General features: G+C 40.5%; 15 protein-coding genes, 1 tRNA gene and 1 rRNA gene. 11 read left to right on the top strand and 6 right to left on the bottom strand.

Annotated features, from left to right (window positions below; translation table 11 throughout):
- Positions 1-9 precede the first annotated feature (9 nt).
- The 4 genes from HNR63_RS02145 to HNR63_RS02160 all read left to right on the top strand — a co-directional run bounded on the left by HNR63_RS02145 (position 10) and on the right by HNR63_RS02160 (position 2530).
- Entirely contained in the window at positions 10-207 is a 198-nt protein-coding gene (locus tag HNR63_RS02145; RefSeq protein ID WP_085787862.1) for a hypothetical protein, read from the top strand.
- 65 nt (positions 208-272) lie between these two features.
- Positions 273-773, top strand: a complete 501-nt coding sequence (locus HNR63_RS02150) for a superoxide dismutase family protein (protein ID WP_181519670.1) — start codon at positions 273-275, stop codon at positions 771-773.
- Positions 774-863: 90 nt separating this feature from the next.
- Positions 864-1364 carry an Lrp/AsnC family transcriptional regulator gene (locus tag HNR63_RS02155; protein WP_042535192.1) on the top strand — a complete coding sequence of 167 codons (501 nt, stop codon included), beginning with the start codon at positions 864-866 and terminating at the stop codon, positions 1362-1364.
- Complete coding sequence (locus tag HNR63_RS02160) at positions 1364-2530, top strand: aminotransferase (protein WP_171334849.1); 1167 nt, start codon at positions 1364-1366, stop codon at positions 2528-2530. The genes HNR63_RS02155 and HNR63_RS02160 overlap by 1 nt, the downstream gene beginning before the upstream one ends.
- A gap of 18 nt (positions 2531-2548) precedes the next feature.
- Here the strand turns inward: HNR63_RS02160 and HNR63_RS02165 are convergent, their stop codons facing one another.
- Complete coding sequence (locus tag HNR63_RS02165) at positions 2549-2914, bottom strand: helix-turn-helix domain-containing protein (RefSeq protein ID WP_021093614.1); 366 nt, start codon at positions 2912-2914, stop codon at positions 2549-2551.
- Between the two features lie 130 nt (positions 2915-3044).
- On the opposite strand from HNR63_RS02165, the gene HNR63_RS02170 reads away from it, so the two are divergent.
- On the top strand, positions 3045-3389 hold the full coding sequence (locus HNR63_RS02170; protein ID WP_246316702.1) for a CvfD/Ygs/GSP13 family RNA-binding post-transcriptional regulator: 345 nt from the start codon (positions 3045-3047) through the stop codon (positions 3387-3389).
- Between the two features lie 9 nt (positions 3390-3398).
- On the opposite strand, the gene HNR63_RS02175 is transcribed toward HNR63_RS02170, so the two are convergent.
- Positions 3399-3632 (bottom strand): DUF378 domain-containing protein, encoded by a 234-nt coding sequence (locus HNR63_RS02175; protein ID WP_043965046.1) that lies wholly within the window; start codon positions 3630-3632, stop codon positions 3399-3401.
- 131 nt (positions 3633-3763) lie between these two features.
- On the opposite strand from HNR63_RS02175, the gene HNR63_RS02180 reads away from it, so the two are divergent.
- From HNR63_RS02180 to HNR63_RS02190, 3 genes are all read left to right on the top strand, one after another.
- A complete protein-coding gene (locus HNR63_RS02180; RefSeq protein WP_181519643.1) occupies positions 3764-4924 on the top strand; it encodes an iron-containing alcohol dehydrogenase in 1161 nt (386 codons plus the stop codon).
- 110 nt (positions 4925-5034) lie between these two features.
- On the top strand, positions 5035-6384 hold the full coding sequence (locus tag HNR63_RS02185; RefSeq protein ID WP_181519644.1) for a glucose-6-phosphate isomerase: 1350 nt from the start codon (positions 5035-5037) through the stop codon (positions 6382-6384).
- Between the two features lie 78 nt (positions 6385-6462).
- Positions 6463-6867 (top strand): YugN-like family protein, encoded by a 405-nt coding sequence (locus HNR63_RS02190; RefSeq protein ID WP_009362210.1) that lies wholly within the window; start codon positions 6463-6465, stop codon positions 6865-6867.
- Here the strand turns inward: HNR63_RS02190 and HNR63_RS02195 are convergent.
- Positions 6856-7827, bottom strand: a complete 972-nt coding sequence (locus HNR63_RS02195; RefSeq protein ID WP_181519645.1) for a potassium channel family protein — start codon at positions 7825-7827, stop codon at positions 6856-6858. The genes HNR63_RS02190 and HNR63_RS02195 overlap by 12 nt on opposite strands.
- 99 nt (positions 7828-7926) lie before the next feature.
- Between HNR63_RS02195 and HNR63_RS02200 the strand changes: the two genes are divergently transcribed.
- Positions 7927-8106, top strand: coding sequence for an H-type small acid-soluble spore protein (locus HNR63_RS02200; RefSeq protein WP_021093610.1), 180 nt, complete (start codon positions 7927-7929; stop codon positions 8104-8106).
- A 33-nt stretch (positions 8107-8139) separates the two neighbouring features.
- Here the strand turns inward: HNR63_RS02200 and HNR63_RS02205 are convergent.
- The 3 genes from HNR63_RS02205 to HNR63_RS02215 all read right to left on the bottom strand — a co-directional run bounded on the left by HNR63_RS02205 (position 8140) and on the right by HNR63_RS02215 (position 9635).
- Positions 8140-8212: transfer RNA gene (locus HNR63_RS02205), tRNA-Ala, on the bottom strand.
- A 47-nt stretch (positions 8213-8259) separates the two neighbouring features.
- Positions 8260-8883 (bottom strand): HD-GYP domain-containing protein, encoded by a 624-nt coding sequence (locus tag HNR63_RS02210; RefSeq protein WP_181519646.1) that lies wholly within the window; start codon positions 8881-8883, stop codon positions 8260-8262.
- Between the two features lie 74 nt (positions 8884-8957).
- Positions 8958-9635 carry an MgtC/SapB family protein gene (locus HNR63_RS02215; protein ID WP_021093608.1) on the bottom strand — a complete coding sequence of 226 codons (678 nt, stop codon included), beginning with the start codon at positions 9633-9635 and terminating at the stop codon, positions 8958-8960.
- 52 nt (positions 9636-9687) lie between these two features.
- On the opposite strand from HNR63_RS02215, the gene HNR63_RS02220 reads away from it, so the two are divergent.
- Together HNR63_RS02220 and HNR63_RS02225 are read left to right on the top strand one after the other, a co-directional pair.
- Complete coding sequence (locus HNR63_RS02220; protein WP_181519647.1) at positions 9688-10584, top strand: DMT family transporter; 897 nt, start codon at positions 9688-9690, stop codon at positions 10582-10584.
- 164 nt (positions 10585-10748) lie between these two features.
- Positions 10749-10824: ribosomal RNA gene (locus tag HNR63_RS02225) — 16S ribosomal RNA — on the top strand; the annotation flags it as partial.

The raw sequence follows: 10824 nt of genomic DNA on the forward strand, positions 1-10824 counted from the left end.
GTTGATTGCATGACTAACATTATATTTGGATTGTTTTTATACTTCCCAGAAGATAAAACAGAGTACATTCCTGCTGCCATTTCGTTTACCGCATTTTTTATTGCAGCGGTGTTGACGATGCGATTGATTATAAAAATTTCAAAACGTCAAGAAGAAAAAGCGAAGCAATTAGAAGAACAGTTGAAAAAACAACAAATAAACGATTAAATGAATACAAACGGGGCATAATAAGCTGTAAATATGTAGTTGGAGGGCTTATTGTGCGTCAAATAATGATATGTGTCGTCTTGTTACTTGTGAGCGGATGTATGGAAGAAAAAGTGAAAAACGTCGATGTCAATATGATTAATGAAGATGGTGATTCGGTCGGGACGATTAAAATGTCGCAGCAACCTGAAGGGGTGAAACTCGACATTGATTTAAAAGGACTGCCTCCAGGAGAACACGCGATCCATATTCATGATAAAGGAACATGTGAACCACCTACATTTCAGTCAGCTGGGGAACATTTCAATCCAGAAGGAAAAGAGCACGGTCTCCTTCATCCGGAAGGAGCGCATGCAGGTGATTTACCGAATTTAATTGTGAAAGAAGACGGAACGGTGAAAGTGCAATTGATGGCCCCAAATGTCAATTTATCAGAAGAGAAAAACGGCCTATTCACCAAAAACGGAACATCGATTGTCATCCACGAAGGAAAAGATGATGGGATGTCTCAGCCAGCGGGAAATGCAGGCAAGCGAATCGCATGCGGTGTGATAAAAAAACCGTAGTCGCAAGCGATGTCGTCTTGCTTATTTTTTTGAAAAAAGGCGTGCATTTTTTTCTAAATTATGTGAAAATTTATGTCAGGGGTGATTCGTGTGAAACTAACTGAAAAAGAAATTGAAATCGTTGAATTGTTAGAAAAAAACGCTCGTTTGCCGATTGATACGATGGCAAAAATGGTTTCTCTATCGGTTTCAGAAGTGGAGGATATAATAAGAAAATTAGAAGAAGCGAAAGTGATTGTACAGTATGCAACGATCGTTGACTGGCGGAAAGTAGATGGCCATGAAGGTGTGACGGCGATGATCGATGTGAAAGTGACACCGAAGCGGGGCGTTGGATTTGACGAGGTAGCTGAACGTATTTATCGCTTTCCGGAGGTTAAGTCTGTCTATTTGATGTCTGGTGCCTACGATTTATCTGTTGTCATTGAAGGACGTTCCATGTCTGAAATTGCCCATTTTGTTTCTGAAAAATTATCGACGCTCGATTCCGTCATTTCAACGACAACCCATTTTATTTTAAAGAAATATAAGCATGACGGCACCGTGTTTGAGCAAGGTGATCAAGATCGAAGAATCGTGGTGGCTCCGTGATGCAAAAGACGAAAACGTACGTATCTGACACCGTATCACGCTTAAAACCGTCCGGTATTCGTCGCTTTTTTGATTTAGCGGCAAGTATGGAGGGGGTCATTTCGCTTGGAGTTGGCGAGCCAGATTTTATTACCCCTTGGAGTGTGCGGGAGGCTTGCATTTTATCATTAGAACAAGGATATACATCATATACAGCGAACGCAGGTTTATGGGAGTTAAGAAAAGAAATTAGCGACTATGTAGCGCGGCGTTTTCACGTGTTATATGATCCAGCTGATGAAATAATTGTGACGGTTGGGGCAAGTCAGGCGCTCGATGTGTCTCTTAGAGCTATTTTAAATCCAGGTGATGAAGTCATTGTTGTTGAGCCGAGCTTTGTTTCATACGCACCGCTTGTTTCATTAGCTGGGGGTGTGCCAATTCCCATTCAAACGAGTGGGAAACATCAATTCAAATTGCAACCAGAACAAATTGAACAAGTTGTGACACCGAAGACGAAAGCATTAATTATTTGTTCGCCAAATAATCCGACAGGCACCGTGTTAAATGCCGAAGAACTGGCGCAAATTGCTCGCATTGTAGAAAAGCATGATTTGCTTGTCATTTCAGATGAAATTTATGCGGAGTTATGCTACGAAGAACAATACACAAGCTTTCCGGCAATTGATCGCATGCGAGAGCGAACAATTTTAATTAATGGATTTTCGAAAGGTTTTGCGATGACAGGTTGGCGCCTCGGATTTATTGCTGCGCCGAGAGAATTAGCTACCGCGATGTTGAAAATTCATCAATACACGATGATGTGTGCACCGACGATGGCGCAATATGCTGCCATTGAAGCATTACAAAATGGAGCGGCTGATGTCGAACAAATGAAAAAAAGCTATCGGCAACGACGCAACTTTTTTGTTCAATCATTAAACGAAATCGGTCTTTCTTGCCATATGCCGGGAGGGGCATTTTATGCATTTCCGTCCATTCGGTCAACAGGCATGACATCAGAGCAGTTTGCGGAGCGATTATTGTTAGAGGAAAAAGTAGCTGTCGTTCCCGGTCACGTGTTTGGAGTAAGTGGAGAAGGATATATTCGTTGTTCATATGCATCATCGCTCGAACAGTTGCAAGAGGCTATTCGGCGCATGAAGCGATTTCTTGAACGACTGTAAAAGAAAGCTGACGCATTGTCAGCTTTCTTTGTTGTATTTCAGCTCATATAACATTTGCATGACGCGCAAAAAGTCTTCTTCGCTAAATTCTTTCGCTTTTCGCAAAATGAGTTTTGCGCGTTTAATGCCAATGTCTTTAATTAAATATTCGATTTCTGGATCGATACTAGATGAATTCGATAAATCGGCACGCTCTAATAATTCAGATGCAGGGACATCGAGCGCAGTGCAAAGTTTTAGAATGGTTGGTGTGTCAGGGACTTGTTCCCCAGATTCGTATTTTTGAATGGTTGCTACCCCTACCCGAACTTTCATCGCCAACTCTTGTTGCGACATATTTCGCTGTTCGCGATACATGCGAATATTTTCGCCGATTGTACTCATTTATTCTCCCACCTCTCCAAAATTCGTTTACATATTTATCATACCATGTTCCAGTTTATACTCGTGCACAAAATTAACACTTTTTAAGTGAATTATGTTACAATTTTTCAAAAAAAGAGGAGTGTTTCATTTGGAGTGGAAGGAAGGTGCGATTGTTACGGGTATTGTGACGGGAATACAGCCATACGGGATATTTGTATCGCTTGACGAACGAACTCAAGGACTCATTCATATTTCAGAAATTACAGATGGGTACGTAAAAAATATTTATGATTATGTGGATGTAGGGGAGTCTGTTCGGGTAAAAATTATCGCGATCGATGAAAAAACGAAGCGAATTAGCTTATCGTTGCGTGATGTTGATCATGCCACAACAAATATTGAGACTCCCTTAGGATTTCAACCGTTAAAAATGCAACTAGAAAAATGGATTGCGGAAGCGAAAAAAACGTACAACTCACCGAGTGATCGGTGAGTTGTACGTTTATGTTCTCGACATTTTTGGTTCTGTACGTCCGAGTTCCTCCGCTGGTTTAAACAGTAATACGAGGTTAATGAGCCCCGCAATTCCGACGAGAGCGTAAACAATGCGTGCAAACGCCGATGCTTGACCGCCGAAAATGGCTGCTACAAGATCGAAGCGGAAAAAGCCAATGAGCCCCCAGTTCAGCGCTCCAATAACAGTAAGCAATAGTGCAATTCGTTGTAACGTACTCATGTTCATTCCTCCTTTAAAATATCGTATTCACTTATAGAATGAATCATTTTGAGAGAAGTATGCATAAAAAAATGCAATTTTCTTTACTTCTTTGTTTCTTTTGGAAATAATGAAAGGAAGGAGGGATGAACATGGAAAATTTTATTTTTCATAATCCAACGAAATTAATTTTCGGTAGAGGACAAATTGAACATTTGAAAAAGGAACTTCATTCGTATGAACACATTTTAATTGTATATGGTGGAGGAAGCATTAAGAAAAACGGCGTATATGATGATGTCGTATCTATTTTGCGTTCATTGAATAAGTCTTGGTCCGAGCTAGCGGGTGTCGAACCAAATCCTCGTTTATCTACTGTTCAAAAAGGAATTCACATTTGCCGTGAAGAGAAAGTCGATTTTATTTTAGCAGTAGGCGGAGGAAGTGTCATCGATTGTGCCAAAGCCATTGCAGCAGGTGCATTATATGATGGAGAGGCATGGGATTTTATTTCGCGAAAGGCGACGGTTGAGCGAGCGCTGCCAATTGGAACAGTATTAACGCTAGCTGCGACAGGATCGGAAATGAATGCAAATTCCGTTATTACAAATTGGGAAACGAAGGAGAAATACGGATGGAGTAGTCCAGCTGTTTTCCCTCAATTTTCGATTTTAGATCCTGTTTATACAACAACTGTTCCGAAAGATCATACAGTATATGGCATCGTTGACATCATGTCGCACGTATTAGAACAATATTTTCACCATGCGCCAAATACGCCATTACAAGATCGAATGTGCGAAGCCATTTTACGAACAGTCATTGAAACCGCACCAAAACTCATAGAAGATTTACAAAATGTTGATCATCGTGAAACGATTTTATATTGTGGAACAATGGCTTTAAATGGAATTTTACGCATGGGGCTACGCGGTGATTGGGCGACACATAATATTGAGCATGCTGTGTCAGCAGTGCATGACATTCCACACGCAGGTGGATTAGCTATTTTATTCCCAAATTGGATGAAGCACGTGCTTGATGAACATATCGATCGTTTTAAGCAGCTAGCTGTTCGGGTGTTTGACGTTTATCCAGAAGGCAAAGGAGATCGGGAAATTGCGCTAGAAGGAATTGAAAAACTTCGGGCGTTTTGGAACAGATTAGGTGCTCCTTGTCGATTAGCAGATTATCATATCGGTGAAGAATCATTGCCAATAATAGTAGAAAAAGCGATGGCGTTCGGCCCATTTGGTAATTTTAAAAAGTTACATCATCACGATGTCATGTCGATTTTACAAGCCTCATTGTAAAGTGCGAAAAATGTCATAATGAATCCGTTTACATTGTTTTCGTGAACTTGATTCTCGATGTTTATTTCGCTAAAGTGAAAGAGGATACAATCATTGAGGAGGAAACGTACATGACGCATATTCAGTTTGACTATTCAAAAGCGTTGTCTTTTTTTGGTGAACATGAATTAACGTATTTGCGTGATGCAGTGAAAGTGGCGCATCACGCCCTTCATGAGAAAACAGGACAAGGAAACGACTTTTTAGGATGGATTGATCTTCCTGTCGCATATGATCGCGAAGAGTTTGCTCGCATTCAACAAGCAACGAAAAAAATTCAAGAAGACTCTGATGTATTGTTAGTCGTCGGCATCGGTGGTTCTTATCTTGGTGCTCGTGCAGCGATTGAAATGCTGCAACATTCCTTTTACAACGCGCTCCCGAGCGAAAAACGAAAAACACCACAAATTATTTTCGTCGGCAACAACATTAGTTCTACATATATGCGCGATGTTATGGATTTACTTGAAGGAAAAGATTTTTCAATTAACGTCATTTCGAAATCAGGAACGACGACAGAACCAGCCATTGCATTCCGTATTTTCCGTAAACTTCTTGAAGAAAAGTACGGAAAAGAAGAAGCGCGCAAACGCATTTATGCAACAACAGACCGTGCGCGTGGGGCGTTAAAAACGTTAGCGACTGAAGAAGGATATGAAACGTTTGTCATTCCAGATGATGTAGGTGGCCGTTACTCTGTTTTAACAGCGGTCGGGTTATTGCCGATTGCCGTAAGCGGAGCGGATATTGAAGCGATGATGAAAGGTGCTGCCCAAGCTCGCGAAGATTTCAGCAAATCGGAACTAGAAGAAAACATTGCTTATCAATATGCTGCTGTACGTAATGTGCTATACAACAAAGGAAAAACAATTGAGATGCTTATTAACTACGAGCCAGCGCTACAATATTTTGCTGAATGGTGGAAGCAATTGTTTGGTGAAAGTGAAGGGAAAGACCAAAAAGGCATTTTCCCAGCTTCAGCAAACTTTTCCACAGACCTTCATTCGTTAGGTCAATATGTGCAAGAAGGTCGTCGCGACTTGTTTGAAACTGTATTAAAAGTAGAAACACCACGCCATGAGTTGACGATTGAGGTAGAAGATAACGACTTAGATGGATTAAACTATTTAGCAGGAAAAACAGTTGATTTTGTCAACACAAAAGCGTTTGAAGGAACGTTGTTAGCACATACAGACGGTGGTGTACCAAACTTAGTCGTCACACTGCCACGATTAGATGAATATACATTCGGTTATCTTGTTTACTTCTTTGAGAAAGCGTGTGCGATGAGCGGCTATTTGCTTGGAGTCAATCCGTTTGATCAGCCGGGTGTAGAAGCATACAAAGTGAACATGTTTGCCCTTCTCGGTAAACCTGGATACGAAGAGAAAAAGGCTGAGCTTGAAAAACGATTGAAATAATGAAAAAAAGAGCTTTCCCTGGGTGCAGGGAAAGCTCTTTTTTTGGGCATGATAACAAGCAGAGGAGGAGTGATCGATATGATTGAAATTCCATCTGCATTAGAGGGAAAAACGTTTTTATTAAATGTGTTAGAACAAGAATTAAAGCCACTCGGCTATGTGATCGGTGGAAATTGGGATTACGATCACGGTTCGTTCGACTATAAGATGGCGGATGATGTTGGGTACCAATTTTTACGCCTTCCATTCGTCGCGATAGATGGACAATTGGATTCGTATGGGGCAACGGTTGAATTGAAGCGCCCATACGTCTTATGCCACAAATATCAGCGTGGCTTAGATGACAATGTGCATATTGGGAATATAAACGCATCATTTAATCAATTTTCTGAGCCAGAAGATCCCGATGCAACGGTACCAGATCAATATGTAGCGATGGCAAAAACGCTTGTCAAAGATTTAGAAGAACGGTTATTGCGCTAATACGATAAGTTCATCAGTCGACTGAATGATCGTATGCGATGGTGGATTAATTACAACATGTTGATTGTTTGCGACACCGATAAGCAATATATCTTCTTTTTTTAATTCCGTGAGCATTGACGCAAAAGACATCCCGATCCATTCGTCGCGCACAGCTAGCCGTTTGATCGGATGTTTTTTGAATTGCTCGACGTCGTTTAATATGCTTGGAGATGAGAGGCAATTGGTCATCAAGAAGCTGATCCATTTATTTGTTTCGATCGTTTCATCTGCCCCAGCGCGCTTGGCATTATCAACTTGGGGAGTTGTTAATATTTCCACAACAGTATACACGGATGGATGAAGCGCTTTTACTGTTAAAAGGGTGACGATGGATGCTAAATCGGCCTCTGTTTCGTTTTTATGTTGGTTGGCAGTAATAATGACGGTGCGAGCTTCAAATACGTTTGCTTTTTTCCACACATCGTCATGCGTCGGATTTCCTTTAATGAAATGAACGTGTTTCGGAACATCCCAACGTTTTAGTGTCTCATCGATCACGAGACACGGAATGTTGGACGGCATGAGAGCAAGTAGCTCGCGAACGCGTTCATTCCACCCGACTAAGATGACATGTCCCCCTTTTGTGTAAGGGAGTTCACCAGTTGATAAAGCATTTTCTTTTGAAATTGCTTTTGTAGATAGCGTGACAAAATAAGCTGAAACAAAAGCTGTACCGAGCAAAATAAGAGTGATCGCGACAAGTTTACCACTTAATGTTTTCGGTACGAGGTCGCCATAACCAATCGTTGTTGTTGTAATTAACGCCCACCATATGCCGTCGAATGCTGTTAAAAATGTTTTTGGCTCAACGATATGAATGATCATCCCAAATAAACAGATGATTGTTGTAATGGTGAATATGATTCGTATCAGTGGAGAAAGTCGCCAATATGAAGCGAGAAATTCATACCATCTCATCTATTTTCCCTCCCGTTTTATCATTGTAGACGAGATGGTGCTATTTCTTACATATTTTTTCTTTAAAAACAAATGATATAAACGAAAGGAGGGACGTTGATGGATATGCACCGCGTGAAACAAATTGTTTCTTCACCAGATGATATTCGGGTATGTTATCACGGTCAATCTGTTTGGATTGATGGGTACGATGAAACAAATCGAACAGCTACCGTACATATGCGTGGTCGGGAACATGAACGCCACATCGTTCCAGTGGAAGAACTAACAGAAGAGTAAAAGAAAAACCCTTGCGATGCAAGGGTTTTTTGATGGAGCATACCGGGTTCGAACCGGTGACCTTCGCGCTGCCAGCACGACGCTCTCCCAGCTGAGCTAATGCCCCTTTTCGTTTATATTTTAAAAACATTTTGTTTTTTCGTCAATCGATATTTAAGAAATCATGGGGATTGCTTGCATAATTGTTTCGCTATTTTGTTCAATTGGAATCTCAGTATTTTCCATCCACTCTAAAAAAGAAGATGTTAATTGTGGATCGAATTGTGTTCCTGCTCCTCTTTTGATTTCTTCATAAGCTTCTTCCCATGTAAGTGATGCGCGATATGGCCGAATGCCTGTCATTGCTTCAAGTGAATCAGCTAACGCCACGAGACGAGCGAGAAAAGGGATGTTCTCTCCTTTTTGGTTATATGGATATCCATTGCCATCCCATCGTTCATGGTGGTATAAAACAATATGAAAAATTTCAGATGAAACATGGTAAAGTTGTAATATTTGTATACCGAATAGTGGATGTTTTTTCATTTGAGCAAATTCTTCTTCAGAGAGTTTCCCTCTTTTTGTTAAAATATGAACAGGAATGTGTAATTTCCCGATATCGTGAATGAGTGCTCCAAATTGAAGTTCTCGCTTTTCTTCATCAGTGAGTTTCAAAAACGAAGCAAAAGATAAAGCGATTTTCGTCACTCGATATGAATGAAGGAAAGTTAGCTCGTCCTTTTTTGAAAGCTGGCGCATAAGGAAGCAAAGTTCCATATTTTTTATAATAGAGGGCATGTCGTTCCCCACCTTTTTGTTTCGAAGGAAATTTTTCATCATATATACTAATATAAATGAGAATCATTTTCAAGCTAAATATTTTCGATATCGACGCCACGAACAGAAGGAATTTGATGAACAAACTCGTATACATCTGTTGTTGCGCGTTTTTGATCGACAGATACTTTTAATTCAACAAAGTGATTTCCGTTATCTAAGTCTTTTATGCGCACCGTTTTAATGCGGATATTTTTTTGTTTAATCGTATCGATGACTTCAGACATTTTCGTTGCATCTAGCACGGTGAGTTTCACAGAAAGCTCTTTTTCCCTTAGTTGTTTCGGACCGAAAACGGTTGTTATAAGCGGAATAAGCTCGACGCTAGCGATAAGGAAGATGACGCACAATATCGCTTCGATATAAAAGTTTGCCCCCACAGCGATTCCGACACCTGCGGCTCCCCAAATGAGCGCGGCAGTTGTTAAACCGGAAATGCTATCGTTTCCGCGGCGAAGAATAACACCTGCGCCGAGAAAGCCGATACCTGATACAATTTGAGCAGCGAGGCGAAGTGGATCCATATTTATATGGTCGCTTTTTGGAAATGTGTATGCTGATTCGATTGAAACGATTGTTAACAAACAACTGACAATCGAAATAACGAGGCAAGTTTTAAGACCAACTGGTTTTCGCTTTAATTCTCGTTCTAGACCGATAACGAGCCCGAGAACAGCAGAGATTCCGAGTTTCATAAGTACATGGGCGTCCATGAGACATTCCTCCTTTTCTTTGTAATTAAGTATATTCGAAAGGATGACGAACATGAAGGCGTATATCGCATTAATTATTGGAGCACTTTCTATTTCCACTTCAGCGATTTTTGTCAAATTTACAGATGCTCCGTCAGCTGTCATCGCATTTTATCGCCTGTTTTTCGCAGTTGTTTTCATGACTCCGTTGTTTATTGTAAAACATATACGGGAAACAAAACAGATGAATAAAAGAGATTGGGGTCTTGCAGTATTGTCTGGAACATTGCTTGCGTTTCATTTTATTCTTTGGTTTGAATCGCTTCGTTACACATCCGTTGCAAGCTCTGTCGTTTTAGTCACGTTGCAGCCGATATTCGCTTTTGTTGGTGGATTTTTCTTTTTTAAAGAAAAGATGACGATGAGTGAATGGATAAGTGCGCTACTTGCAATTTTAGGTAGCGTCATTATTAGCTGGGGGGATTTTCGCGTAAGTGGCGAAGCACTTTATGGGGATATGCTTGCATTAATTGCATGTGCTACGGTCACGGGCTATTGGTTAGTCGGTCAACATTTACGAAAGCAATTTTCTCTAATTACATATACGTATATTGTCTATGGCATTGCGTCACTCGTATTAAGTGTATATGTATCGTTGTTTCGTTATTCATTTTTGTCGTATAATGCGAATGACTGGTGGTGCTTCGTTTTGCTGGCGGTTATCCCGACATTATTCGGGCATTCTCTTTTTAATTGGGCGATGAAATGGGTAAATGCAGCAATGGTATCCATGGCTATTTTATTTGAACCGATTGGAGCCATTATATTAGCTTATATATGGTTGGACGAAAAAGTTTATTTATCGCAAGGAATAGGCTCGTTTTTTATCATCATTGGGATTGGAGCGTATATGCTCGGAAAACATATAAAAAACAATAAAAAAATAGTTGCATTTCACAAAAGAACATGATATATTCTAAATCGTCGCTGTTGCGATGCGATAATAAAAAATAAAAAAATCGCTCTTGACACTAAAGAGGCGATGTGCTAAATTAAAAAAGTCGCAAAAAAACGACAAGATGTTCCTTGAAAACTGAACGAAGCGAAAAGCGTACAAAAGCTAAGGATAACTTTTCTATGGAGAGTTTGATCCTGGCTCAGGACGAACGCTGGCGGCGTGCCTAATACATGCAAGTCGAGCGGACGATTC

The sequence above is a fragment of the Anoxybacillus ayderensis genome (genome assembly GCF_013761015.1).
Lineage (GTDB): Bacteria > Bacillota > Bacilli > Bacillales > Anoxybacillaceae > Anoxybacillus > Anoxybacillus ayderensis.

Bases quoted from the DNA above. Each gene is read 5' to 3' on its own strand.
- HNR63_RS02145 (WP_085787862.1), top strand. From the start codon at position 10: ATGACTAACATTATATTTGGATTGTTTTTATACTTCCCAGAAGATAAA.
- HNR63_RS02150 (WP_181519670.1), top strand. From the start codon at position 273: ATGATATGTGTCGTCTTGTTACTTGTGAGCGGATGTATGGAAGAAAAA.
- HNR63_RS02160 (WP_171334849.1), top strand. From the start codon at position 1,364: ATGCAAAAGACGAAAACGTACGTATCTGACACCGTATCACGCTTAAAA.
- HNR63_RS02165 (WP_021093614.1), bottom strand. From the start codon at position 2,914: ATGAGTACAATCGGCGAAAATATTCGCATGTATCGCGAACAGCGAAAT.
- HNR63_RS02175 (WP_043965046.1), bottom strand. From the start codon at position 3,632: ATGAGTACGTTACAACGAATTGCACTATTGCTTACTGTTATTGGAGCG.
- HNR63_RS02180 (WP_181519643.1), top strand. From the start codon at position 3,764: ATGGAAAATTTTATTTTTCATAATCCAACGAAATTAATTTTCGGTAGA.
- HNR63_RS02185 (WP_181519644.1), top strand. From the start codon at position 5,035: ATGACGCATATTCAGTTTGACTATTCAAAAGCGTTGTCTTTTTTTGGT.
- HNR63_RS02190 (WP_009362210.1), top strand. From the start codon at position 6,463: ATGATTGAAATTCCATCTGCATTAGAGGGAAAAACGTTTTTATTAAAT.
- HNR63_RS02195 (WP_181519645.1), bottom strand. From the start codon at position 7,827: ATGAGATGGTATGAATTTCTCGCTTCATATTGGCGACTTTCTCCACTG.
- HNR63_RS02200 (WP_021093610.1), top strand. From the start codon at position 7,927: ATGGATATGCACCGCGTGAAACAAATTGTTTCTTCACCAGATGATATT.
- HNR63_RS02210 (WP_181519646.1), bottom strand. From the start codon at position 8,883: ATGCCCTCTATTATAAAAAATATGGAACTTTGCTTCCTTATGCGCCAG.
- HNR63_RS02215 (WP_021093608.1), bottom strand. From the start codon at position 9,635: ATGGACGCCCATGTACTTATGAAACTCGGAATCTCTGCTGTTCTCGGG.
- HNR63_RS02220 (WP_181519647.1), top strand. From the start codon at position 9,688: ATGAAGGCGTATATCGCATTAATTATTGGAGCACTTTCTATTTCCACT.